Origin of the sequence: Pseudarthrobacter sp. NPDC092202 (assembly GCF_044755505.1) — a bacterium.
In the GTDB taxonomy this organism is placed as follows: domain Bacteria; phylum Actinomycetota; class Actinomycetes; order Actinomycetales; family Micrococcaceae; genus Arthrobacter.
Genome location: NZ_JBIVRG010000001.1, coordinates 590,471 through 615,022, shown reverse-complemented (window position 1 = coordinate 615,022; position 24,552 = coordinate 590,471). Strand labels below are relative to the sequence as shown.

Genomic DNA, 24,552 nt, shown 5'->3' with positions numbered 1-24,552 from the left:
GGCTTACCCGGCTGTCAGTTCCACGTCCAGGCCAAGGTCCAGGGCGGCCACCGTGTGCGTGAGGGCACCGATGGAGATGACGTCAACCCCGGCCGCGGCAATTCCTGCGACCGTGTTGAGGTTGACGTTGCCGCTTGCTTCCACGCGGGCCCGCCCTGCCACCAGGGCAACACCCTGGCGGAGCTCGTCCAGCGTGAAGTTGTCCAGCATGATGGTGTCCACGCCGGCGGCCAGGACAGGTTCGATCTGGTCCATGCGGTCCACCTCGACTTCGAAGTGGGTGGTGTGCCCCAGCTGGGCCTTGGCCGCCCGGAGCAGCTCCGTCAGCCTGGCGGGGTCCCCTCCGGTCATCACGGCCAGGTGGTTGTCCTTCGCCAGCACTGCGTCGGAGAGGCTGTACCGGTGGTTCGCGCCTCCCCCGCACCGCACAGCGAACCGTTCCAGGATCCGCAGGCCGGGGGTGGTCTTCCGGGTGTCGGTGATCCTGGCCCGTGTCCCCTCGGCCAGCTGGACAAATTCGGCGGTCCTGGTGGCGATCGCGGACATCCGCTGAACGAGGTTGAGGGCGACCCGTTCGGCGAGCAGGACCGAGCGTGCCCGTCCGCTGACCCGCGCAAGGTGCGTGCCGGCGTCGAACCTGTCCCCGTCCGCCAGCAGCAGCTCCACCTCGGTGCCGGGATCCACCAGCTGCATGGCATCCCGGAAGACGGTGGCTCCGCTGAAGACCCCGGGCACGCGGGCGTTCAGGACCGCCGTGGCGCGGGCGCGGGCGGGAATGAGCAGCTGGGAAGTAATGTCCCCGCCCGGAGCGTCCTCGGCGAAGGCGCGCTCCAGTATCTCGCGGACGGGAGTCGCCGGCAGGGTGAGGTCCAGACCAGCGGCGCTGGCCGCCACGGGTGCAATCACGGAGTTTTCAGTCACGGACAAGGCTCGCTTTCGGGCGCAGGCGGGAGTGTTCTTGGAGTTCGTCAGCAATGCCGGCGGCATCAGTAGGGCTGTCGCTCCGGTAATGGGCGCCCAGGGACGCAGTCCGTTCCAGGGCGGCAGCCACCAGCAGCTGGGCGGCCAGCAGCAGGTTGCGGTCCTCATGGTCCCGAGGGTCCGCCCCGGCGGTTGCAGTTCCGGGAAGAACGACGGCGGCCCACCGGCCAAGAGTTTCCGCCGCCTCCCCCAAAAGCACCCCATTCCGAAGCACCCCGGCCTTGGCAGTCATCAACCGGCGAAGAGCATCACGGGAGAACGGGGTTTCCATACCTCCGCCCCCACCGAAGCTGGCCGGCAGGCTCCCACCTGGCGCAACCGAATCGGCCACCGCACCAGCTGAACCTGCAGGGAAGGTGACGGACAAATGGTCGCCTGAGGGTGCCCCGGAAGCATGCGTAAAGGGGAGGCCGCCCGCGGCCGACCTAGCATGCGGAGGGGCGCCCTCAGGCGACCCCCAGCCAAAGTCACCGGAGAGGAAGTCCTCAACAGCGCGGCGGCCGAAGACGAGTCCCTCGAGGAGGGAGTTGCTGGCCAGCCGGTTTGCCCCTTGGACGCCCGTGCACGCGACTTCGCCGGCGGCGTAGAGTCCGGGGAGGCTGGTGCGGGCGTGCAGGTCGGTGAGTATGCCGCCCATCCAGTAGTGGGCTGCCGGGGCCACGGGGACCAGGTCCCGGGTCCAGTCGATGCCGGCTGCGAGGGTTTTTTCGGTGAGGGTCGGGAACCGCCGGGCCAGGAAACCGGAACCCCTGGCCGCCTCGATGACGCGCGCGTCAAGGTATACGTGGCCGTTGGGGTCGCCGAGCTTGGCCAGGTGCAGGGCTATGCTGCGGGAGACCACGTCCCGGGGGGCGAGCTCCGCGTCCCGATGGTATGCCCGCATGAAGCGCTTTCCGTTGCCGTCAACGAGGACTGCCCCTTCGCCGCGGACAGCCTCAGAGATCAGCAGCGGCTCGCCGGCAAGGCCCGCGGAGGTGGGCACGGCGTTCCGGACCAGGCAGGTGGGGTGGAACTGGAAGAATTCCAGGTCCGCTGTCCTTGCTCCGGCGCGCACCGCGAGCGCCAGGCCGTCGGCGGTGGCCACTGCGGGGTTGGTGGTCTGGGCAAACAGCCGGCCGGCGCCTCCCGTTGCCAGCAGGACGGCGTCCCCACGCAGCTCTGCCCTCTTCCCGTCCTGCAGGTATTCCACCCCGGTGACGGTGCCGTCGCCGTGCAGGAGTGAGGTGGCGTGTGCACCGGTGATGACCGTCAGGACACCGGCCGCCTGCCGGGAAAGCACCGCCTGGATGAGGGCAGCGGCCACTTTCGCGCCCGTGGCGTCGCCGCCGGCGTGGAGGATGCGGGGCGCGGAGTGGGCGGCCTCCAGCCCGAGTCCCGGGCGCCCGGCGGCCTGCAGGTCGAAGTGCACGCCGAAGCGCTGCAGGCCGTCAATGTCGTGCCGGGCCTGCGTGCACATCAGCCGGACGGCGTCGGCGTTGCAGTGCCCGGCGCCTGCCAGGAGCGTGTCGGTGATGTGGGCCGCTGCGGTGTCACCCGGGGCTGGTTCATCCAGCACGGCCGAGATGCCGCCCTGGGCATACCAGGTGTTGCTGTGGTCCAGCCCGCCTTTTGTCAGCAGAACCACGGAGGCGTCGGCGTCTGTTGCCAGCAGCGCCGCGTACAGTCCGGCAATGCCGCTGCCAATGACCACCAGCCGGCGGTGGCCTGGCATCACGGGCCCACGGGGCACAAGGGGCTCGGCTTTCATTACGGCCTGGCGGCGAGCATGCGCTCGAGGGCGGTCCGGGCATGGTCCTGGACGGACTCCGCTACGGTGATGCGGTTGACCACCCGGCCGGCCACCAGTTCCTCCAGCACCCAGGCCAGGTAACCCGGGTGGATGCGGTACATCGTGGAGCAGGGGCAGATCACCGGGTCCAGGCAGAAGATGGTGTGCTGCGGGTACTCCGCTGCAAGCCGGTTCACCATGTTGATTTCGGTGCCGATCGCGAACGTGGTGGGCTCCGTGGCCGCGGCGATCGCCTTCTTGATGAAGTCGGTGGAGCCGGCAGAGTCGGCGGCGTCCACGACGTCCATGGGGCACTCGGGGTGGACAATCACCTGGACGCCGGGGAAGTCCTTCCTGGCCTTCTCTATTTGTCCCACGTTGAAGCGCTTGTGGACCGAGCAGAACCCGTGCCAGAGGATGACCCTGGAATCGAGCAGCGCCTGTTCGTCGTTGCCGCCGAGGTCCTTGCGCGGATTCCACATGGGCATCTGCTCCAGCGGCACTCCCAGGGCTTTGGCGGTGTTGCGGCCCAGGTGCTGGTCGGGGAAGAACAGCACGCGCTGGGCACGCTGGAACGCCCACTCAAGCACGGTCCTGGCGTTGGAGGACGTACACACAATGCCGCCGTGCTCACCGCAGAACGCCTTCAGGGCGGCCGAGGAATTCATGTAGGTGACGGGCAGGACCGGGACCCGGCCTTCAGCGTCGGGCTCGGTGCCGAAGATCTCTACGAGCTGCTCCCAGCACTCGGCCACGGAGTCGGCGTCCGCCATGTCTGCCATGGAGCAGCCGGCCGCAAGGTTGGGAAGGATGACCGCCTGGTCCGGTGCGGACAGGATGTCAGCGGTTTCCGCCATGAAGTGGACACCGCAGAACACGATCGCTTCCGCGTCCGGCCTGGTGAGTGCGGCGTTGGCCAGCTGGAAGGAGTCCCCCACGAAGTCGGCGTACTGGATCACTTCGTCCCGCTGGTAGAAGTGGCCCAGGATAACGGCACGGTCACCCAGGGCGGCCTTTGCCGCCAGGATGCGTTCGCTCAACTCGGCGTCGCTGGCGAGCTTGTACTCCTCCGGCAACTGGCCCTGGCGCGGGGTCGCGGCAGGCGCAACATCTGCACTGGAAGCGCCGGGTCCGTAGGCGGGAATGCCGGCGAGCGCCTCGGCGAGGTCGTAGTCCCACGGGCCCTTGGCCAGGGCGGGGCTGCAGGTGCTGCCTGCCGCCGTCGCGCCTTTTTCGGCCTGCTCGCGCGTGATCAGCTGGATGGCTGTGTTGACGCTGCTCATAGTGTGCTCCTGTTGTCTGGGTCAAGGCCGGGCCGGCCGGTAAAGCGGTAGAGGCGCGGGGGGCGGTGCTTGCCGCCCTGGAGGTATTCGCCGGTCTCTTCTATTTCGGGGGTGGACTTGAGCTGCCTCCGGAAGTTTGCCGGATCAAGCTCGCGGTCCAGCACTGCCTCGTAAACCTCGCGGACCTGGGCCAGTGTGAAGTACTCCCCCAGCAGGTGGTAGGCCACGGAGCCGTAGGCCAGTTTGTTGCGCAGCCGCCACAACGCGTACTCCACGATCGCGTTGTGGTCGAAGGCCAGTTCCCCGAGCCGGTCCGCCCGGAACCACCGGACGTTCTCGGACTCGTCGGCGAGCGCGGCTTCTGTGGGCCGGACCAGGGCCCAGTAAACGATGGAAACCACCCGCTGGGTGGGTGAGCGGTGCAGCCCACCGAAAGCGTAGAGCTGCTCCAGGTAGCTGGGGGCGAGCCCGGTGGTCTCCCTCAGGTTCCGGGATGCGGCGTCCTGGAGGGACTCCGAGTGGCTGAGGGGGCCGCCGGGCAGCGCCCAGAGCCCCTTGAAGGGCTCCCTGATCCGGCGGACCAGGGGCAGCCAAAGCGTAGGCCGGCCCGAGCTTTCACTGGGCCGGAGGGCAAAGATGACGGTGGAGATGGCCAGGGAAGGAGGGGCCGCCTGGCGCTCCGACACGTTTGCCGAACTGGAGTACATGGTCCACCGCCTTCCTGGCAGCCGGGCCCTTTCTGCGGAAGGGCGCGCAATCTAGTTATGGTCACTTTGACCAAAACTAATTGTACGGGCATGCGCCGTGGAAATGCCAAATGTTTCCGGCCCTGCCGCCGGCTTCCATCGCGTGCTGCACGAACGCCCACCGCTGCGCCGAATACCGCCAACGCGGTGGAGGCGGTAAATTCGAGTGGGCCCACAAGGCGCCACCATCGAGACCCCAAGAAGGTTCACGGCACTATGACGACGAAGTCCACCACAGCCCGTCCCAAAGGAAACCCCCTGCACCCCGTCCACAGCATGAAGCCCCGGCAGCTCACCATGATGGGACTGGGCAGCGCCATCGGCGCGGGTCTCTTCCTGGGCTCAGGCGCCGGCGTGCAGGCGGCCGGCCCGGCCGTCCTCGTTTCGTACCTGGTGGCCGGGACGCTCATCATCCTGGTCATGTGGGCACTGGGCGAGATGGCGGCCGCGAATCCCAACAGCGGCGCCTTTTCCGTCTATGCCGAACGCGCCCTGGGCAAGACGGCCGGCGCCACCATCGGATGGCTGTGGTGGCTGCAGCTGGTGGTGGTGATCGCCGCCGAAGCCCTTGGGGCGGCTGCCCTCCTGTTCTCCGTCTGGCCGGTCCTTCCGGTCTGGGCCCTGGCGCTGGCATTCATGGTGCTCTTCACCGGCATCAACCTTGCCGGGGTGCGCAACTTCGGCGAGTTCGAGTTCTGGTTCGCCATCCTCAAAGTGGCCGCGATCGTGCTGTTCCTGGCGGTGGGCGCAGCCCTGCTGCTGGGCCTGCTGCCGGAGGTGGCCTCGCCGGGACTGTCCAACCTCACCACTGATTTCGCCCCGCAGGGCCTCAGCGGCATTGCCTCAGCGCTCTTTGTGGTCATCTTTGCGTTCGGGGGCACCGAGATTGTGTCCGTCGCCGCAGCGGAGACCGAAGACCCCGAGCGGAGCGTGGCGAAAGCCATCCGTACTGTGGTGTGGCGCATCCTGGTCTTCTACATCGGCTCCGTTTTCGTCATCGCCGCGGTCCTTCCGGCAACATCCCAAAGCCTTTCCTCACCCTTCGCCGGCGTCCTGGACACCGCCCGCATCCCCGGTGCCGGGGCGGCCATCACCCTGGTGGCCGTCGTCGCGCTCCTGTCCGCACTGAACGCCAACCTCTACGGGGCCTCACGCATGGCCTACTCCCTCGCCCAGCGCTCCGCCGCGCCCCGGTTCCTGACTCGGCTTTACGGCGCGAACGTCCCTGTGCTGGCCGTCGGCGTATCTGTAGCCTTCGGGTTTATCGCCACAGTCCTGGAACTCCTCTTCCCTGAACGGATCCTGCCGGCGCTGTTCCAGCTGGTGGGGTCCACCTGCCTGGTGGTGTGGGGCAGCGCCCTCGTATCGCAGCTGATCCTTCGCCGCCGCGCCGACCGCGCCGGCACGCACCTGCCCCTCCGGATGAAGGGCTTTCCCGGCCTGACCATCCTGGGGCTGGCGCTCCTGGCCGTCATTTTCGCCGTGGGCTTCAGCGCTGAAGGCAGCCGCATCCAGCTGTTCAGCACCTTTGCACTCATTGGCGGCATCGCGCTGGCCTGCGCGCTGGGCGCCCGGCTCACGCAACGGGCTGGCAGGTAGAGTAATTTCCAAAGCAAGAGGCACCCAAGCGCCGGGTCCGCCCGGGCGCCGTAGTTGATGAGGACTGACACCATGAGCGGCAGGCACAGCGGCCAACAGCAGACGCACACCGTGGAGGGCACCGACCCACAGCTCTACGTGGCGGTGCACGAGCCCGCCGCCGACGCCGGGCTCCGCCCCGTCCTGCTGGTGCACGGTTTCTCCTCGTCCAGCAAGCTCAACTGGGAGGACACCGGCTGGGTGGCCGCGCTCCTGGACGCCGGCCGGCGCGTCATCACGGTGGACCTGCCCGGGCACGGCCGCAGCGGCGCTCCGGAAGACCTGGACTCGTACTCCCCCAGCAGGATCCGGGCGGACCTGCTGCAAACAGCGTTCGACGCCGGCGTGCGGCCCTTGCAGGACGGTGAGCCTTCCAGCGGGCTGGACGTGGTGGGTTATTCGCTGGGCTCACGGCTTGCCTGGGAGTTCGGCGCCACCCAGCCGGAAATCACCCACCGCCTGGTGCTGGGCGGCCCCAACATGGCTGATCCGTTGGCGGAGTTCGACCTGCGGGCGGCACAGGACTACCTGGCCGACGGGACGGCCATTGCCGACGAGTCCACGGCCCAGCTGCTCAAGATGGCCCTCCTGCTGCCCAGCAACAACATCTTCGCGCTGCTCTCCCTGGTGGAGGCCATCAAAGCCGAGCCGTACGATCCCACGGAGGCCGTTCCCCACGTCCCGATGCTCCTGGTGGCCGGGGACAAGGACGAACGTGCCGGCAGCCTGCCGCAGCTTGCCGAACTGGCAAGGAAAGCCGGGGGCACGGCCGAACAGCTGATCCTGCCGGGACGGAACCACACAAATGCCATCACCAGCAGGGCCTTCAAGCAAGCTGCCGTCAGGTTCCTGGCAGGCCAGGAACCCGCCTGACCCCCGTTTTTCCGGCCTGCTGCCAAGACAGTCCTCCGCCCGGATTCCGCCGGCACCAGACGGCGCCTGACGCCCCCGCAAACGGTAGGCTGAACTTTAGGCCGGAGGAGCCTGGAGGGACTGATGGGCACGTTTTTTGAAGACCGCACGGATGCCGGTGAACGCCTCGCTGCTGTGCTCACGCAGTTCCGTGAACGGCCGGACACGGTGGTCCTTGGCCTGGCCAGGGGCGGCATCCCGGTAGCGGCCGCCGTCGCCAAAGCCCTCTACCTGCCCCTTGGAACAGTCCTGGTCCGGAAGCTGGGGATCCCCGGCCATGATGAAACGGCCTACGGGGCACTGGCGTGGGTTCGGGGCCGCACCGTCCGGCTGATCAACAAACCCCTGCTGGACCGGGTCCTCGAACACGGCGTGCGCCAGGAGTCACTGGACGCGGTGGAACGGCGGGAACGCACGGAACTTCTCCGCCGCGTGGAACTTTACCCCGGAGCGGACCTGGACGTGGCAGGCAAGACCGTCCTGCTGGTCGACGACGGCCTGGCGACCGGCGCCACCATGAGGGCAGCGGTGGAAGCAGTGCGCGAGGGCGGCGCGGCCACCGTCGTTGCGGCCGCCCCGGTGGGTTCCGTCGAGGCGGAGGCTTCCCTGGAGCGGGTGTGCGACGCCGTGCTGTGCCTGCACCTGCCCGGCAAGTTCCGGGCGGTGGGCAGCTTCTACCGGCACTTTGACCAACTGTCCGACGACGACGCGATCAGCATCCTGGAGCAGTGATAACGGCGACCCTCGTCTGGCCTGATACGCCAAAGCGGGCCGGACCACTATGGTCCGGCCCGCTGTCGTTAGGAAGACGGTGAGGGATCCACGCCGTCAGTGGTGGCTGACGCCGAGCGGCCGCCCCTTGGTTTCCTTGGCCAGAACCACGCCGATGGCGGAGATGACGCAGAGGATCATGATGTAGATGCCGATGGAGCCTGTCCATTTGGTGGCCTGCAGCAGGGTTTCAGCGATGGTCGCCGCGAAGGCACCGCCAAGGATGGCGCCGAAGGCGTAGCCGATGGAGATTCCCGAGTAGCGGACGTTGGCCGGGAACATCTCGGCGTACATTGCGGACATCGGGCCGTAGGACAGCCCGAGTCCGATGGTGAGGACGAACAGTGCCAGCCCGTACAGCCAGATGTTCTTGGTGTCGATGAGGGCAAACATGGGGATCATCCAGGCAAAGATGATGGCGTAGCCGGTAAGGAAGGTCTTGACCCGGCCGATGCGGTCCGAGAGCCAGCCGCCGGCCAGGGTGAAGATTAGCCAGCCGAAGGACGCCAGGGTGGTGGCCAGGAGGACCTGCGGGGTGGGCATCTGCAGGGTCCGAGTGGCGTAGGCGATGAAGAAGGCGATTAGCAGGTAGCCGGCGGCGTTATTGCCGATGAAGATCATGGTTGAGTACAGGACCGGCTTCTTGTGGCTGCGGACCAGTTCGCCCAGCGGTGCCTTGCTTTCCTGCTTCCGGGCGGCCATCTCCTGGAAGACCGGGCTTTCGGCGACGGCCCGCCGGATCAGGTAGCCCACCACGATCAGGACGATGGAGAGCAGGAACGGCACGCGCCATCCCCAGGCTGCGAAGTCTTCCTTGGACATGTTGGAGTTGAGGAAGAAGAGCAGCCCGGTGGCCAGGATCATGCCGATCGGTACACCGATCTGGGGGTAGGCGCCAAAGAGGCCGCGCTTGTTCAGGGGAGCGTGTTCAACGGCCATCAGTGCCGCGCCACCCCATTCGCCGCCTGCCGAGAAGCCCTGGATAATGCGGAGCAGGATCAGGAGGATAGGAGCCCAGGCGCCGATCTGCGCGTAGGTGGGGAGCATGCCGATGAGTGCCGTGGCTGCCCCCATCATTACCAGGGTGAAGACGAGCATGGCCTTGCGTCCCAGGCGGTCGCCCAGGTGCCCGGCCACCACGGCGCCCAGGGGCCGGAAGAGGAAGCTGATGCCGATCAGGGCGAACGAGAGGATCTGCGCCAGGCCCGGGTTGGATTGGTTCAGCGGTGCAAGGAACAGCGGCGACAGCAGCGTTGCGGTCAGCTGCGCGAAGATGAAGAAGTCGTACCACTCGATGGTGGTACCGACGAGGGTGCCGGCGAGGACCTTGCGTTCCTCCCGCCGGGAGCTGGGGCCGGCGAGTGTGTCCACCTTGGAAGGTGTGGTCATTGAAACTCCATTGTTCAAGGCAGCAGTGCTGCCGGGACGCCTTCAGGATTACCGACAGAACGGTCAGTTAGTTAGTAGGGTACACCGAAAATGTGAGGCGGAACACGGGCTTCCGGAACTTTCTTGCCAGGCCGGCCGGCGGCACCGGATGCCATCGGTGCAAGGAGGGGCTCATACCCCGGCGCCGTAGACTCCCCGGTACACGAGTTCTATATTTGGAATGCCGTTTCGTATTCAGGACGTTCCCCGGCCGCAGACACCTGGCGATGGGGGCGTCGGGCGTACCCGGCACCTAGGATGGACACCATGAATTCCACCGCCGCAGCCCCGGCCGGAGCAGCGCCAGCGCAGGCTTCCCCCTCCCAGACCTTGTCGCGGGGTATCCGCGCCCTGGAGATCATGGCAGCGGCATCCTCGCCCCTGACGATTGCGGAACTGGCGGACGCCATGGGTGTGCACAGGTCGGTGGCCTACCGAATCCTTCGCACCTTGGAGGACCATTCACTCTTGGTGCGTGATGACGCCGGCCGGGTCCAGCCCGGGCCCGGCCTGGCGGTTCTGGCGCGCGGCGTTTCCCGCAACCTTCAGGCTGCAGCCCTGCCGGAACTGACGCAGCTGGCTAATGCTTTGGACATGACGGCGTTTGTCGCTGTTTGGGACCACCACGACTGCATTACCCTGCTCACGGTGGAACCGAGGCACTCCGGCGCCACGGTGGCGCAACGTCCCGGCACCCGTCATCCGATCAACGCCGGGGCGCCCGGCATCGCCATCCAGTCCGCGCTCACCGAGGCGGAATGGGACCGGCTGGCCACGGGAATCCCCTACCGCCCCGAAGCCGCCGAAGCCCGCCGCGCCGGCTATTCCGCCAGCCATGACGAGGTGATTGCCGGGGTTTCCTCCCTGGCGGCGCCGGTCCGGGTTCCTAGCGGCCGCCCCGCTGCGCTGTCTGTCGTCTATATCCGCTCATCCCATGATCCCGCTGCGGTGGGAGCCGCGCTGGTTGAGAGCGCGGCCAGGATTGAGCGGCAGCTCGCTTAGGCCTTCCGGCCAAGGGTGACGGCGGCTCCCGCCCCCAGGAGTGCCAGCGCGGAGGCGGCGCAGACCGGGACAAGGAAGGCCGCTGCGTAGCCGTGGCTTTCGGCAAGCTGGCCGCCCAGCGAAGATCCCAGCGCAGTGCCGGCAACGATGCCGCTGGCCAGCGCCGTCATCACAGTACTTAGGCGGCCGGCAGGGGCGATGGTCCCGCCGACGGCGAAGACTGTGACCATGACGGGCCCCACCGGGAGGCCCAGGATCAGCAGCGCCGCGACCATCGCGGGCATCGAGGTTGGCAGGAGCAGCAGCAGGGACAGCGCAGCCATGAGCGCGGCGCACAGCATCCAGCGCCGGGCAGGGCCGAAGCGCGGGGGCCAGTACGCAACAGACAGTGCGGCCACGGCCGAGCTCAGCCCCATCACGGCATAGAGCAGGCCGGCCGCCTCAGAGCCTGCAAACCCTGCCGAGAAGGAGCTCAGGGCGGTTTGGGTGGAGCCGAAGAACGTCCCCATGCACACCATGGCAAGCACCGGCACAGCCACCACTGCCGGCAGCCTTCCGGCCCGGCCCCGCGAACCGGCCGGCATCATGTTTCCCGCGGCTGGCCTGCTTGCCGGAACCGCCCGGTGTGTACGGTGGACTGCGAACGCGGGGACGAGGGTGATGGTCAGTGCCACCGCCACTGCGAGGGGCAGCCAGGGCGCCAGCAGGCTGGCCAGGATTCCCACCAGTGCCGGGCCCAGGACAAAGGTCACCTCATCTGCCGTGCTTTCGTAGGAAAGAGCGGTGTCCAGGTCCCGTGCCTGGTCCTTGCCCGGACCGCGGGCGGCCAGTGCCATCCAGCGGACCCTGGCAAGCGGGCCAACCTGCGGGCAGCTGGCACCTGACAGGAAGGCGGCGGCCAGTACCGCGGCCGGGATACCCGGGGATTCCGCCGTTGCCCACACAGCCAGGATCAGGGCCACCACGGCGACGCTGTTGAGAAGGGCGGCGAGCAGGAGCACCGGGCGTTGTCCCCGGCGGTCGGCAAGGGCCCCCAGAACCGGCGCGCCAAGGGCCGAACCGATCCCCACGGCTCCTGCCGCCATCCCGCCGAGCGCGTAGGAGCCGCTGGCTGACGTGACCAGGGTCAGGGTACCCACTGTCAGCATGGCCAGCGGCAGCCGGGCAAACAGGCCAAGGGGTATAAAGGTCCGGCCGGCCAGAAGGGGCAGTCTGGCGAAGCGGCTTCGGGAGGCCGCAGGGGTTTCTCCCGGAAGGAGTGGAGCGGGGGTACCTGGGGCCGGGGCTGGTGACAGCTCTCCGGCGGCGGGGCCGGGTACTTGCGTGCTGGCAGGTGTTAGGGGTGAGTTCAATTCCGGGCTCGTTCATCTCGTGCGCATCGTCCCTCCTCCCGATGCGCGCAACCCGGTAACAGTGCAATTATATCCGGACGGTATACCTATCCGGCCTGCAGCCCGCCAGTCCGGCTGGAGCGCAGGGGCACTACCCTGTCACACTGGTGCGTCTGCAGCGTCCGAGATCCGGAGCGTGGAGCCGTTCCGGCCCTTTAGCACCTGGAGCTGGGCGCCTATCCGCTGCTTCATCTCCGCAACATGGCTGACCAGGCCCACCACGCGGCCGCCGTCCCGCAGCCCTTCAAGGGCGTCCATCACCTGCTCCAGCGACTGCTCATCGAGGCTGCCGAACCCCTCGTCTACGAACAGGGTTTCGATTTCCACTCCACCGGATTCCTGCTGGACGACGTCCGCCAGGCCAAGCGCCAGGGACAGGGATGCCATGAACGACTCTCCGCCGGACAGGGTGGAGGTGTCCCGGCGGAACCCGGTCCACTGATCCACCACCTCCAGTCCAAGCCCGGATTTTGCCCCGCGCGCGGCCTTGGCGTCCGTATGCTGGAGCAGGTAGCGGCCATCACTCATGGCCACCAGCCGTTCTGAGGCAGCCGCGGCAACGTGTTCCAGGCGGGCAGCCAGGACGTAGCTGTTCAGGCTCATCCGGTAGGTGTTCTCGCCGCGGCCTGCCGCGGCATCCGCCAGCCCGGCCAGCATCTGCGCCCGCTCTGCCGGCTGCCGCGCCGATCCTGCCACGTCTTCGTACTCGGCACGGATGCTGCGCAGCGAGGCTAGGCACCGTGCGCCCATGCCGGCAGCCAGGTCGGCGTCCCGTGCGGCCTGGAGTGCCTGTGCAGCAGCTTCACGAAGGTCCTCGAGCCGTTTCCCATCCAACTCGTAACCTGCGGACTTCTCCTCCAACGCCTGCAGGACGTCATCGGAGACGAACAGTTCCGCCACTCTGGCTTCCTCGTCCTGGGCTGCCCGCACCCGTGCCTCGAGTGCGGCGGCCTCGGCGGCGTCGAGCAGCTGCTCACGTGCCTCACGCGCCGAGGTGAAACCGGCCGCAGGCAGCGCCAGGTCGAGCTGCTCCAGCGCCTCGGCGGCCTGGGCTTCCATCCGTTCGAGGTGCGCCTGCGCCTCAACCGCCTTGTTGAGCACCGTCACCGCGCCCTCCAAGGCACGCAACCGCTGGGCCAGCGTCCGGTGGGTGCCCCGCAGCCCGGCCAGAGCCTGGTCAAGGGCCAAGGATTGCTCGGATACGTCGGCCAGAGACGCCGCGGTCCTGGCAAGTTCGCCCTCGGTGCCGGTCCGGGATTCCTGCGCAGCTGCGGCAGCGGTGTCGAGTTTGCCGAGCCGCAGCCTGACGGCTTCCAGTTCCTTCTCTGCAGTCCGGGCATCGGCGGCTGCCCGCCGCGCACCGTCCGCCGCGTTAAGTGCCTCGTCCTCCGCGGTGTCTCCGCCCTGCCCGGCGAGTACTGCCACCAGCTGCCTGGCCTCCCCGAGTTCGTGGGCCACCAGGGCGTACGCCGCCTCTGCTGCCTCGTGGACCAGCCGCGCTTCTTCCTCCTCCTGGGCAAGTTCCGGGCCACCGGAACTGCCTGCCGCCGGGGCAGGATGGTCCGGACTGCCGCATACGGGGCACTGCTCCCCCTGAACCAGCTTGGCTGCCAGCTCGGCGGCGGCATTGGCAAGGCGCCGCTCCCTCAGGTCCAGCCAGCGGCGTTTCGCCTCCAGTTGCCTGTCATGGCTTTCGTCATGGCGGACCTTCACCAGGTCCCGGGCCGCAACGGCGGAACCGTAGCGCCTGACCACGTCCAGCAGTTCCTCCGCAGCCGCAGCTTCCTTCTGCCGCAGAGGCGCGGCAGCCGCATGCTGTTCCAGGACAGGCAGCCCGGCATGGAGCACGCGCCGCTCGTCCGTCAGTGCATCGGCGCGCCTGTTGGCCTCTGCAAGGGCGGCTGCAAGTTCCTCCTGCTTTTTTGCCAGGGTGCCGTGCCGCTTCCGAAGGGCCTGCAGCCTGTCTTCGTCCGGCAGCCTGGCCTCGACCACGGCCAGGAGGGAGCGCAGCCGCGCCAGCTCCTCCCCGGCTCCGGCGACGGACGTTGCCGCATCGGTGGCGGGGCCCGGGGCAAAGTGGAGTTCCAGCTCAGCCAGTTCAGGGTCTTCCCCCGCAGCCAGGCTCAGAAGGGTCATGGCTGATTCCATGGCGGTTGCGGCGCTCCGGGCCTTGGCGGCAGTGGCATCAACGTTCCGCAGCTGCCCCTGCAGGACCTCGGCCTTCCGGTGCCGGGCAAGCCGGAGGATGTGATCGTCAAGCAGCTGCGCGCCCTGCTCCACCGCCACCTTCCGGGCGGCGGCGGAATCAAGCTTCCGGCGCCGGTCGACGCGCGATGCTTCAGCTTCCGCGGCCTTCCTGCATTCAGTGCTGGCGGCTTCGGCCTGTCCGGCCCCGTCCGTCAGCTCCTCCAGCCGGCCCGCCACTGCTGCTTCCAGCCAGTCGAGCCGCACCGCGGTGTTCTCCGAAGAAGGCGCACTGGACGCGTCGAGGCCGAGGCGTGCGGCCTCGGCTTCAGCGCGGGCTGCCAGGAGCCCGAGCCGGTCCGCAAGATGGGACACCTCCTCCTTGGCCACCTGCGCCTGACGGGACAGTTCCTGCTCCACCGATTCGAACCGCTCGGTACCGAAAAGCTTTTGGAGGAGTTCCAGCCGGTCGGTGGCCTTGGAGCGCAGGAAAGCAGCAAAGTCTCCCTGCGGCAGCATCACCACACGGGTGAACTGCTCCCGGTCCATGCCCAGCAGGGCCAGGATCTCAGCGCCGGCTTCGTCATTGCGGGCAGACTTTTCCGTCCACGTCCCTCCAACCCGTTCCCGCAGCAGGGTCTTCGCCTGCTGGGTGGTGAAGCCGTTCTTGCCCCGGGCGCTCGGTTTGTCCCAGGCCGGGGACCTTGTCACTTCAAAGCGGCGTCCCTGGGCCGAGAACTCACAGGTCACCGCGGGTTCCTGGGCCGGCTCGGCATGGTCGCTGCGGAGCCGTTTACCGTCCTGGCGGGCTCCCGGAACGGAACCGTAGAGGGCAAAACAGATGGCATCCAGCACGCTGGTTTTCCCGGCACCTGTTGGGCCGTTGAGCAGGAACAGGCCGTGTGCGCTGAGCCGGTCGAAATCGATCTCCTCGGTGCCGGCAAACGGGCCAAACCCGGAAATCAGCAGGCGGTGGATCCTCATCGTGAAGCCTCCAGGAGGCGGACGTTCTCCAGCGCGGCAGCGAGCGCCGCCTTTTCAGTGTCATCGGGGACCCTGCCCCGCACGTGTTCCAGGAAGCCGCAGCATACGGAGAGATCGTCGGGTGCCTCGGCGAGCCTGCTGCTGTAGCTGGAAGCGGTGGCCGGTGTTCCGCCCTCCGGATCGAAACCGAGGACCAGCGTCTCCGGAAAACGGGTGCGGAGCCGCTCCATGGCGCGGGCCGGGCGCTGGGCGTCTGTCAGCGTGACCTGGCAGTAGGCTGTTTCCGCCCACTGGTGTTCGGGCCGTTCAAGGAGCTCTTGCAGGGGACCGCGCAGCACGGCCAGAACCCGGGGCGCTTCCCACAGGACTTCCTGCACAGAGCTGACTCCCCCTGCGTCAACGTCCACGAGCCAGCCGCCCTTCCGGTGCCCGGCTTCCGAAAAAGAATACGCCAGCGGCGAGCCTGAGTACCGGACCTGCGGGGACAGGGCCTGCCGTCCGTGCAGGTGGCCCAGCGCGGTGTAGCTGAAGCCGTCGAAAAGGTCCAGCGGAACGGCACCGACGCCGCCGATGCTGAGGTCGCGTTCGCTGTCCGAGCTGATCCCGCCGCTGGCAAAAGTGTGCGCCAGGACCACGGAGTGGACGGCAGCGGAAGCTGAACGCCGTTCGATGTCGTCCCGGATCATCGCGGTTGCCGCCCGGGTGACCTCGAAGTGGCTGGGGGTGTCCGCCCCGAGCTGCTCGGCGACCAGGCGGGGCTCGAGCCAGGGTATGCCGTAGATGGCCAGCACTGCTTCTGCGGTGCCGGCGCCAGGGGCCTGGTCCAGGGGCAGCAGCAGCGGCGTGTCCAGGCTCTCGATCCTGGTGCGGAGGTGGACTCCCCCGCGTTCCAGGAGGCGGGAGGCGAAACCCAGGCGGATGGCGGAATCATGATTGCCGCTGGTCAGCACCACCTGTGCACCCGCAGCTGTCAGGCGGACCAGGGCCTCATCCAGCAGGTTCACCACGTCGACGCCCGGAAGGGCGCGGTCATAGACATCCCCGGCCACCAGGACGACGTCAACGCCGTGCTCGGTGACCGCACGGACCAGCTGGTCTACGAAGTCCCGCTGGGCATCCAGCATGCCAACGCCATGGAAGGACCGGCCCAGGTGCCAGTCCGATGTGTGAAGTAACCGCATGTTCCTAAGCTATCGGCTGCCACTGACAGCGGGAGCAAACGCCGCATCCACCGTCAGCCCCGCTTGCCGTCAAAGAATTCCTGGGCTTCGCTGGGCTGGGCTTCACCGGGCCCGGATCCATGCGTGCCGCTGCCGGCTCGGCCGCCCTGCCCGGCCACCCCAGCGTCCGCGGCGGTTTCGGCTCCCTGGCCGGTTTCGTTGGTTTCAACTGTTTCAGCGCTTTCGGCGGTTCCGGCGGTTCCGGCGTTTCCGCCGGTTTCCCCTGCTTCACGGGATTCTCCCGCGGCCTGGGCGGCGGCACCGGCATGGGCAGGCGCTCCAAAGCTCCGGAAAACCAGTCCTGCAATGGCTGCACCCAGCAGCGGGGCGGCCAGGAATACCCAGAGCTGCCCAACGGCCCAGCCCGAGCTGAACACCGCGGACGCAACGGCGCGGGCAGGATTGAACGGCAGGTTCCCCACCGACTGGCCCAACTGCAGGAGCACGGCAAAGGTCAGGCCCACGGCCACGGGGGCTGCAGACCGGCTGCCCCGGTCCCGGCTGTCCCTGCCGGACTGCCCCGCTGGGCCGCCGTCCCCGCCAAAGCCGGTTTCCCGGCCCGGCGCGCCCAGGAAGACCGCCACAACAATTGCGGCTCCGAGCATTTCAAGGAGCAGTACCGCCGCGAGCGGCGCCTGGATGATGGAGTGTTCGCCGAAGCCGGCGGTCACGGTGTCAAAAGCGGTTCGGCTGTCCGAGATACCCGGCAAGGTGCGTAGGATCCCGAACAGCGCGGTGGCGCCTGCGAGTCCCCCCACCAGCTGGGCGCCCACATAGGCGGCAGCAGCCCCGGCCCTGATCCGGCCGGCCACAAGGTGTCCCGCCGTGATGGCGGGGTTGAAGTGGCCGCCCGAGACGTGGCCGAACGCCAGCATCGCGGCGGTCACGGCCAGGCCGGCGGCAAGTGCCGCGGGGACAGGGCTGGAATCGGGGATAGTGAACAGCGGCACGCCAAGGCCGGCCACCACGATGAACAACGTGCCGAACGCCTCGGCCCCCAGCCTGGGCAGGAGTCCCGGCGGGGCGGTCTCCGGGCTGCGGGGCAGCAGGACGTCGTGTGGAACGGGGGCGGGCGTGCTCATGGTGGGACCCTTTGGTAGGCAGGAGATGGCGGTGCTGCCGCCGGGCAACCCTTCCATTATTCCAGCCGACGCTGGACGTTTGCTGGGGCCTCGCGTTTCCCGCCCAGCCCTGCAGGGCCGAGCGGGAATCACTGCGCCGCCGGAGCCACGGTAAATTTACAGGCATGAGCATTGACCCCGGATCATCCGTCCCCGCCCTCAAGTCCCGCATCCATGGCTGCCTGCTGGGCGGCGCGCTGGGCGATTCCCTGGGCTACACCATCGGCACGCAGCCAGTGGAGGAGATCCGGCGCCGCCCAGGCGGGCGCGGCCTCACCGGATCCGGTCCCGTGACAGGCGCATTTTCCGACGAGACCCAGCTGACCCTCTACACGGTGGACGGGCTGGTGGAGGCGCTGGAATGGGCAAATTCGGGTGTGGGCGCGGACGTGAACGCCTGCCTCTGGCTGGCGTATCTGCGGTGGCTCGCCGCGCAGGGGGAGGTCGCTCCGGCGTCGGCTCCCACACCCCAGCCCCGATGGATAGACGGGCACGCTGCGCTCCGCCAGCGCCGGAACCCCAGCGCTACCTGCATCTCCGGGCTGGCAACGGGTGAAATGGGCACCTCCGCCCGCCCCGTGAATCCCGCATCGAAGGATTCCGCCACCGTGGTGCGCTCTGCCCCGTTCGGGCTGATCCCGCATATTGCGCCCGACGCCGTCTACAAGCTGAGTGCCGACGCAGCCTCCCTGACCCACGGGCACCCTGCAGCGCGCCAGGCTGCCGGGATTTTCAGCCTTCTGGTTCACCGTCTGGTTTCGGGTGAGGGGCTCCCGGACGCCGCCTCTTCCGTGGCCGCCCACGCACGTGCCCTGGGCGGGGTGGAACCGGAACTGCCCGAACGCCTGGAAGCCGCACTCTCGCTTGCCACCCGGGGCGTGGTGACGCCGGAGGAGCTCACTCATGCACTCGGTGACGGCCGGACCGCTGAGGAAGCCCTCGCCGTCGCGCTCTACGCGGTACTCGCAACCCTCCCCGGCGCTGCCTCAGGCAACGCCGGCGAAGACGACGGTGGCACTAAGGACGGCGGCACTGACGGTGGTGGCACTAACGACGGCGTTGCGGACACGCTGCCCGTCCGGCACTTCCGCGCGGCGGTGTCCTTGGCGGTGAGCCACGGCGGTCAGGGCGACGCCACCGGTTCCCTGGCCGGGAACATCCTGGGGGCCTTCTACGGCGAGGAGTGCCTTCCTGCGGACTGGCTGGAGTCGCTGGAGGCGCCCGAGGCAATCCGCGGCATGGCCAAAATGCTGGTGGGGGTCACGACCGGCGAAGGCTGATGTTGTTGCATGCCTCGCAGACGTCCTCCGGGATCAGTCCGCGGCGCTGCAGGAACCCGAAGACCACGCAGCCCAGGCAGAATCCGGCAAAGGCTTCAAGGGACGCCGCCACGATCAGGACGCCCAGCACCGTCCAGGCGGCGGGTACGGCTCCGGCCGCGAACAGGGCAAGGGCCGTGGTGGAGACTGCTGCGCCCATGCCCTGTGCAAAGCGTTTGGGCGGCCCGGGAACCAGCTTCACCCGTCCCAGCCGCTGCGTGATGACCTTGACGGACACCAGTGCCAGCGGGGAAATTTTGGGTCCGAAGAGCACGCGCAGCCAGAACCCGGCGGCGATGGCCAGCAGGCCCCAGCCGGAGCCGGCGGCAAGCGTTACAACGGCGAGCGCCACCACCAGCCCGGCAGTGACGCGCGCGGCGTACTCGTTAACCGGATTGGGGAAAGCGAACAGGGAGCCCATGAGCCAAGGCTAGGAGCGCGGAGTACGCGGGCAAAGCTTTGTTGCGCCCCATGAAGAAACAGCCCAACCGGGGGCCTCAGGCGATGGCTGCGGCTGCGAAGTCCCCCACCATCTGCAGGAACTCGCCTTCGGACAATACTTCGATCGCCTGGCCCCGCCCGTGGAGCTCCAGCACCCGCCGGGCTTTGCCGGTCAGCCTGCCGGACCGGAGGTCGGAGGCAACAAAGCCGTCCCCCACCACCAGGACGGTGGTGCGCCCGGTCACCCGGCTTTCCGGCCGGGCGCCGACCTCGGCAGAGCGTCTTTTGGCCTCCGGGCGCCCGATGGACAGCTCCCCGGTGAAGACGACGGTCTGTCCGTACAGGGGGTGGCCCGGCTCGGCGTCGGGGTTGGGAAGCGGATTGTCGCCCTCCTCCGGCCAGCCCGCCTGGAAGGGCCGCAGCGGCGCAGCAGTGCCGCCGGCGGCAGCGGCAAGGGCCGTGATGCTGGCCTTTGAGAGCCCGTCCGTCACCGGGTCGAAGGCCTGCTGGCGCGGCATCACCAGCCCCAGCGAAAGGTAAAGTTCGGCGATACTGTTGGCCTGGTTGCGCCGGGCGATGTCGACCAGGATGCCGGCGCACGCCCGGGCATCCTCTGCGGCGTCGTGGTGCTTCACCAGCGGCACGCCTGCTGCCTCGGCGGCGAACGGCAGGGAGTTGGACACCAGCGAATAGCACCGCCGGGAGAGCATGACCGTGCATACGTAATCATAGGCAGGCCCCGGCAGGCCGGAGACCTCCAGGCCCGAACGGATCACGCCGAGGTCGAAGGCGGCATTGTGCGCGGCGAGGATGTCATCGCCAATAAACGCGCCGATTTCGGGGAAGAGTTCCCCGAAGCGGGGCTGCCCGGCAACGTCGTCAGCGCGGATGCCGTGGATTCGGACGTTGTGGTAGTCAAAGTGGTCGTGGTTCTGCGGCGGGCGCATCAGCCATGAGGCCTCCTCCACGATCCGGCCGCCCCGGACCTTCGTCAGGCCCACCGCACAGGGAGAGCCCCGGAAGCCGTTCGCAGTTTCAAAGTCGATCGCCGTAAAGTCCAAACCCACGGCCCCACCTTACCGCCGGAATGCTGCCCCTCCATGCAGGCACAGCTCTGTCAAGTACCCTTGAGGGGTGAACTTTCCTGTGATGAATGACCTCGCCGTGTCCATGCTGGGCGGAGCAGGACCGGTCCAGCCCCAGCTGGCCTCTTTCCTGCCCGACTGGCTGAACCCCCAAGTCTTCCTGGCCGATCCCGCCCTGGCGCCGTGGGTGGTCCTGCTGGTCTGCGGCATCGTCTTCGCGGAAACCGGCCTGTTGGTGGGCTTCTTCCTGCCCGGTGACTCCATGCTGTTCACGGCCGGCCTCCTGGTGGCCACGGACACCATCAAGTTCAACGTGTGGGTCTTCGCGCTGCTGATCATCATCTCGGCCATCGTGGGCAACCAGACCGGCTACCTCATCGGGTCGAAAGCCGGCCCCGCCATCTTCAACAAGCCCAACTCGCGCCTGTTCAAGCGGGAAAACGTGGAGAACGCGCACGCCTTCTTCGAAAAGCACGGCGGCAAGGCCCTGATCCTGGCGCGCTTCGTCCCCATCATCAGGACTTTCGTCCCCGTCATCGTGGGCGTCGCCCAGATGAACAAAAAGAAGTTCTTCCTCTTCAACGTCATCGGCGCGGTACTTTGGGGCGGCGGCGTAACGCTCCTCGGCTACCTGCTGGGCGACCGCATCCCGTGGGTCCGGGACAACCTGGACATCATCTTCATCGCGATCGTCCTGGTGTCTGTCCTGCCCATCGGCGTGGAGGTCCTCCGCGGCCTGTCCGCCAAGCGCCAGGCGAAGGCCTACGGCACTGACCCCGTGGACGAGTTCATCGAGGAGCACGCTCCCGACGACGAACAGAAGACCCCCCGCCTTCCGTAAGGCGCCGGACACACAAAAGGTATGCTCCCCGTTGCGGCGGGAAGCATACCTTTTTTGGTTAAGCGGCCACCGTTGGTGCCGTGCCCGTCAGCCGTCCGCCCGGCGCAGCGCCTCGACGATGTCCGGCAGCAACGCGCGGAAAGCCTTGCCGCGGTGGCTGATGGCATTCTTTTCCTCCGCGGACAGCTCAGCGCAGCTCCGGTCCTCCCCCGCGGGCTGCAGCACCGGATCGTAGCCGAATCCTCCGCTGCCCCGCGGTTCGCGCAGCAGCACGCCCTCCAGCTGCCCGTATTCCACTACTTCATGGCCGGGCTGCCCGTCTCTGTCCGGCACTGCCAGGGCCGCCGCGCAGACAAAGGCCGCGCCCCGGTGGACGTCCGGCACATCGGAGAGCTGGCTGAGCAGGAGCCGCAGGTTGGCGGCGTCGTCCCCATGCGTCCCGGCCCACCGGGCGGAGAAGATCCCGGGGGCTCCGCCCATCACGTCCACCGCAAGGCCGGAGTCGTCGGCAATGGCCGCCAGGCCGGTGGCCTCCGCCACGGCACGGGCTTTCAGCAGCGAGTTCTCGGCAAAAGTAACGCCTGTTTCGACGACGTCCGGGGCACCTGCCGCCGCAGCGTCCACAACCTGGGTGTCGACGTCGAGCCCGGGGACCTGTCCCCGCAGCAGCTCGCGGAGCTCCCGGAGCTTGCCTTTGTTGTGGGTTGCCAGGACCAGGCGGGGAGCTGGGCCGCCGGCCGGGTTCACAGCGTGTCCGCCAGGGTCTCCCGCTGGATGGCGGCGAGCTGGGTGGTACCCAGCAGCGCCAGGTCCAGGAGCTGGTCCAGCTCGGCCCGGTCGAAGGGTGCGCCTTCGGCCGTTCCCTGCACCTCCACGAACTTGCCCGACCCGGTGACCACGACGTTCATGTCGGTTTCGGCCCGGACGTCCTCGACGTACGGCAGGTCCAGCATGGGAACGCCGTCGATGATGCCCACGGATACGGCGGCAATGGTGTCGACCAGGGGCTGGGCGTTCTTCGCGATGAGCTTGTTGTCGCGGGCGAAGCGGATGGCGTCTGCGAGCGCGACGTAGGCGCCGGTGATGGCTGCCGTGCGCGTGCCGCCGTCCGCCTGGAGGACGTCGCAGTCAAGCACTATGGTGTTTTCGCCCAGGGCCTTGGTGTCGATGATGGAGCGCAGCGACCGCCCGATCAGCCGTGAAATTTCGTGGGTGCGGCCGCCGATCTTGCCCTTGACGGACTCGCGGTCGGAGCGGGTGTTGGTAGCCCGGGGCAGCATGGCGTACTCGGCGGTGACCCAACCGCGGCCTTCACCCTTAAGCCAGCGCGGGACGCCCGCCGTCAGGGATGCGGTACACAGGACCCGGGTGTTGCCGAACTCGATCAGGGCGGATCCCTCGGCCTGGGTGGACCATCCGCGGGTGATGCTGATGGGCCGGAGCTGGTCGGGGGCGCGGCCGTCGGCGCGCACGATGGGCACTGCAGTTGCTTCAGAAGTCATGCCTTTAGCTTATCGACTGCACGCCCAACCTATGCCGAGCCCTGGTTCGAAGCCAGGAACAGCAGAAGGGCTAGATGGTGTAGTGCACTCCCGCAACGGCCACCGCAACGTCGCCGCCGAACACCGGGCGGGCCTCGGCCATCACCGTAGTCTGCGATGTCCACACCGGAATGTGCGTCAGCAGGAGCCGCCGCGCGCCCGCCGCCGCAGCGGCTTCCCCGGCACGCTTGCCGGTCAGGTGGACGTCCTTGATCCCGTCGTCGCGGCCTTCCTCGAAGGCTGCCTCGCACAGGAACAGGTCAGCGTCCTTGGCTGCTTCCTCAAGCCCGGCGCAGGAATCAGTATCGCCGGAATACGTCAGGACCCGGGACACCAAGGCGCCCTCCTTGTCCGGCTCCACCACTTCCACCCGCAGGGCATAGGCCTCCTCCACGGGGTGGTTTACGGCAAAGGGGGTCACGGTGAACGGGCCCACGGTCACGGCTTCGCGTTCTGCCCAGTTGGTGAAGTCGAATTCCTCGCGCATCCCGGGATCCAGCTCCAGGCCGTACGCCGTCGCCATCCGGTCTGCCGTAGCCGCAGGTCCCCAGACAGGGATACGGCCGCGGCCCCAGCCGCCGGGCTTCCACCGGACAGCCACGTGCAGACCGCACAGGTCCATGCAGTGGTCGGGGTGCAGGTGGGTCAGGAAGATGGCGTCAATGTCCTCCAGGTCGGTGTACCGCTGGATGGCACCCAGTGCCCCGCTGCCCAGGTCCATGACCACTTTCCAGGTCCGCTCGCCGTCGTTCGCGGTCAGGAGGTAGCACGATGCCGGTGACCCGGGACCGGGAAAGGAACCCGTGCAGCCTACGATGGTGAGCTTCATTGGCCGGTGCCTCCGGTCACTGAACTGCCCACGAAGTTGGAGATCCGCGGGCGCGCGGCGGCACTCTGGGCGGCGGCGATCATTTCCGGCGTGATCCTGGCCAGGCTTCCCGTGGGGTACTGGGCGGACACATGGTCCACGTGGCGGACCGAGAGGACTTCGGGGCCCAGGAACCTGCGGGCCAGGGCCTCGAACTGGCCCGCATCTCCGGTGGCCACGAAGTGGTGCTCCGGCGCGGCTGCGTCCATGCGCTGCAGGTTGTGGGTGGCCAGTGCACGGTAGACGTCCTTGGCAGTTTCCTCCGCGCTGGACACCAGGGTCACATCCGCGCCCATGACGTAGGAGATGACGCCGGTGAGCAGCGGGTAGTGCGTGCAGCCCAGGACCACCGTGTCCACGCCGGCCGCCTTGAGCGGGGCGAGGTATTCCTCGGCGACGGCCAGCAGCGCAGGCCCGGTGGTGATCCCGGCCTCGACGTAGCTGACGAATTCCGGGCACGCCACCGAGGTGATCGCCAGGTCCGGCGCGGCGGCGAACGTGTCCTCGTAGGCGCGCGAGCCGATCGTGGCGGAGGTGCCGATCACGCCGACCCGTCCGCTGCGGGTTGCTGCCACCGCACGCCGCACCGCCGGCTGGATGACTTCGATGACCGGGATGCCGTACTTGGCCGTGTACCGCTCGCGGGCGTCCCGCAGGACAGCGGCCGACGCCGAGTTGCAGGCTATGGTGAGCAGTTTGACGCCGGAGTCCACCAGTTCGTCCATCACGCCCAGGGCGTTGGCCCGCACCTCCGCGATGGGCAGGGGGCCGTACGGTCCGTGCGCGGTGTCCCCCACATAGAGGATGGACTCATTGGGAAGCTGGTCGATGATGGAGCGGGCCACCGTCAGCCCGCCAACACCGGAGTCGAAAACGCCAATGGGCCGCGACTCCAGGGCGGCGGCGGGCAGGTCGCTGGCGTCGGACCCCGCGGCAGCGCCGGCTGACGGATCCATGCTTGAGGCTCTACTCATGATTATTCGAGGATAGGTCTTCCCCGCGGCTCCAGTCATGAACCTGTGGCCGGG

The 24,552-nt window shown here is 68.1% G+C and carries 21 protein-coding genes; 6 read left to right on the top strand and 15 right to left on the bottom strand.

From position 1 onward, the window contains the following. Positions 1-3: 3 nt before the first annotated feature. From nadC to ACIQF4_RS02880, 4 genes are read right to left on the bottom strand one after another with little or no spacing between them, the layout of a single operon-like run. A complete protein-coding gene (nadC, locus tag ACIQF4_RS02895) occupies positions 4-921 on the bottom strand; it encodes a carboxylating nicotinate-nucleotide diphosphorylase (protein ID WP_400514286.1) in 918 nt (305 codons plus the stop codon). Then, a complete protein-coding gene (locus tag ACIQF4_RS02890; RefSeq protein ID WP_400579833.1) occupies positions 914-2,692 on the bottom strand; it encodes an L-aspartate oxidase in 1,779 nt (592 codons plus the stop codon). The genes nadC and ACIQF4_RS02890 overlap by 8 nt, the downstream gene beginning before the upstream one ends. A gap of 35 nt (positions 2,693-2,727) precedes the next feature. Continuing rightward, complete coding sequence (gene nadA / locus ACIQF4_RS02885) at positions 2,728-4,032, bottom strand: quinolinate synthase NadA (protein WP_350002625.1); 1,305 nt, start codon at positions 4,030-4,032, stop codon at positions 2,728-2,730. Beyond that, positions 4,029-4,739, bottom strand: coding sequence for an NrtR DNA-binding winged helix domain-containing protein (locus ACIQF4_RS02880; RefSeq protein WP_350002626.1), 711 nt, complete (start codon positions 4,737-4,739; stop codon positions 4,029-4,031). Before ACIQF4_RS02880 ends, nadA begins: the two co-directional genes overlap by 4 nt. Before the next feature lie 255 nt (positions 4,740-4,994). Between ACIQF4_RS02880 and ACIQF4_RS02875 the strand changes: the two genes are divergently transcribed. The 3 genes from ACIQF4_RS02875 to ACIQF4_RS02865 all read left to right on the top strand — a co-directional run bounded on the left by ACIQF4_RS02875 (position 4,995) and on the right by ACIQF4_RS02865 (position 8,060). Further along, positions 4,995-6,377: an amino acid permease gene (locus tag ACIQF4_RS02875; protein ID WP_400514281.1), complete on the top strand. Its 1,383-nt coding sequence runs from the start codon at positions 4,995-4,997 to the stop codon at positions 6,375-6,377. 72 nt (positions 6,378-6,449) lie between these two features. Next, positions 6,450-7,289, top strand: a complete 840-nt coding sequence (locus tag ACIQF4_RS02870) for an alpha/beta fold hydrolase (protein WP_350002628.1) — start codon at positions 6,450-6,452, stop codon at positions 7,287-7,289. Positions 7,290-7,412: 123 nt separating this feature from the next. Then, on the top strand, positions 7,413-8,060 hold the full coding sequence (locus ACIQF4_RS02865; RefSeq protein WP_400514279.1) for a phosphoribosyltransferase: 648 nt from the start codon (positions 7,413-7,415) through the stop codon (positions 8,058-8,060). Between the two features lie 96 nt (positions 8,061-8,156). On the opposite strand, the gene ACIQF4_RS02860 is transcribed toward ACIQF4_RS02865, so the two are convergent. Next, complete coding sequence (locus ACIQF4_RS02860) at positions 8,157-9,488, bottom strand: MFS transporter (RefSeq protein WP_231456818.1); 1,332 nt, start codon at positions 9,486-9,488, stop codon at positions 8,157-8,159. A gap of 306 nt (positions 9,489-9,794) precedes the next feature. Here ACIQF4_RS02860 and ACIQF4_RS02855 point away from each other — a divergent pair, with 306 nt between their 5' ends. Next, positions 9,795-10,529 carry an IclR family transcriptional regulator gene (locus tag ACIQF4_RS02855; protein WP_400514276.1) on the top strand — a complete coding sequence of 245 codons (735 nt, stop codon included), beginning with the start codon at positions 9,795-9,797 and terminating at the stop codon, positions 10,527-10,529. Here ACIQF4_RS02855 and ACIQF4_RS02850 read toward each other — a convergent pair. From ACIQF4_RS02850 to ACIQF4_RS02835, 4 genes are all read right to left on the bottom strand, one after another. Continuing rightward, a complete protein-coding gene (locus ACIQF4_RS02850) occupies positions 10,526-11,668 on the bottom strand; it encodes an MFS transporter (protein ID WP_400514273.1) in 1,143 nt (380 codons plus the stop codon). The genes ACIQF4_RS02855 and ACIQF4_RS02850 overlap by 4 nt on opposite strands. A 351-nt stretch (positions 11,669-12,019) precedes the next feature. Beyond that, positions 12,020-15,088, bottom strand: a complete 3,069-nt coding sequence (locus tag ACIQF4_RS02845) for an AAA family ATPase (RefSeq protein ID WP_400514271.1) — start codon at positions 15,086-15,088, stop codon at positions 12,020-12,022. Continuing rightward, the gene (locus ACIQF4_RS02840) at positions 15,085-16,269 is read right to left on the bottom strand and encodes an exonuclease SbcCD subunit D (RefSeq protein WP_350002632.1); all 1,185 of its coding nucleotides are present in this window, start codon (positions 16,267-16,269) and stop codon (positions 15,085-15,087) included. The genes ACIQF4_RS02845 and ACIQF4_RS02840 overlap by 4 nt, the downstream gene beginning before the upstream one ends. Before the next feature lie 53 nt (positions 16,270-16,322). After that, on the bottom strand, positions 16,323-17,390 hold the full coding sequence (locus ACIQF4_RS02835; RefSeq protein ID WP_400514269.1) for an MIP/aquaporin family protein: 1,068 nt from the start codon (positions 17,388-17,390) through the stop codon (positions 16,323-16,325). 164 nt (positions 17,391-17,554) lie between these two features. Here ACIQF4_RS02835 and ACIQF4_RS02830 point away from each other — a divergent pair, with 164 nt between their 5' ends. Beyond that, positions 17,555-18,709 carry an ADP-ribosylglycohydrolase family protein gene (locus ACIQF4_RS02830; protein ID WP_400514266.1) on the top strand — a complete coding sequence of 385 codons (1,155 nt, stop codon included), beginning with the start codon at positions 17,555-17,557 and terminating at the stop codon, positions 18,707-18,709. Here ACIQF4_RS02830 and ACIQF4_RS02825 read toward each other — a convergent pair. Beyond that, positions 18,690-19,169 carry a DUF4395 domain-containing protein gene (locus tag ACIQF4_RS02825; RefSeq protein WP_400514264.1) on the bottom strand — a complete coding sequence of 160 codons (480 nt, stop codon included), beginning with the start codon at positions 19,167-19,169 and terminating at the stop codon, positions 18,690-18,692. The two genes, ACIQF4_RS02830 and ACIQF4_RS02825, sit on opposite strands and share 20 nt — an antisense overlap. A gap of 76 nt (positions 19,170-19,245) precedes the next feature. After that, positions 19,246-20,256 (bottom strand): exonuclease domain-containing protein, encoded by a 1,011-nt coding sequence (locus ACIQF4_RS02820; RefSeq protein ID WP_400514262.1) that lies wholly within the window; start codon positions 20,254-20,256, stop codon positions 19,246-19,248. Between the two features lie 82 nt (positions 20,257-20,338). Here ACIQF4_RS02820 and ACIQF4_RS02815 point away from each other — a divergent pair, with 82 nt between their 5' ends. Continuing rightward, positions 20,339-21,115, top strand: coding sequence for a VTT domain-containing protein (locus ACIQF4_RS02815; RefSeq protein ID WP_350002670.1), 777 nt, complete (start codon positions 20,339-20,341; stop codon positions 21,113-21,115). Positions 21,116-21,202: 87 nt separating this feature from the next. On the opposite strand, the gene rdgB is transcribed toward ACIQF4_RS02815, so the two are convergent. The 4 genes from rdgB to murI all read right to left on the bottom strand — a co-directional run bounded on the left by rdgB (position 21,203) and on the right by murI (position 24,480). Next, positions 21,203-21,862: an RdgB/HAM1 family non-canonical purine NTP pyrophosphatase gene (rdgB, locus tag ACIQF4_RS02810; protein WP_400514260.1), complete on the bottom strand. Its 660-nt coding sequence runs from the start codon at positions 21,860-21,862 to the stop codon at positions 21,203-21,205. Further along, a complete protein-coding gene (gene rph / locus ACIQF4_RS02805) occupies positions 21,859-22,617 on the bottom strand; it encodes a ribonuclease PH (RefSeq protein ID WP_400514257.1) in 759 nt (252 codons plus the stop codon). Before rph ends, rdgB begins: the two co-directional genes overlap by 4 nt. 70 nt (positions 22,618-22,687) lie before the next feature. Beyond that, the gene (locus ACIQF4_RS02800; protein WP_350002639.1) at positions 22,688-23,485 is read right to left on the bottom strand and encodes an MBL fold metallo-hydrolase; all 798 of its coding nucleotides are present in this window, start codon (positions 23,483-23,485) and stop codon (positions 22,688-22,690) included. Next, positions 23,482-24,480 (bottom strand): glutamate racemase, encoded by a 999-nt coding sequence (gene murI, locus ACIQF4_RS02795; RefSeq protein WP_400514255.1) that lies wholly within the window; start codon positions 24,478-24,480, stop codon positions 23,482-23,484. Before murI ends, ACIQF4_RS02800 begins: the two co-directional genes overlap by 4 nt. Positions 24,481-24,552 lie beyond the last annotated feature (72 nt).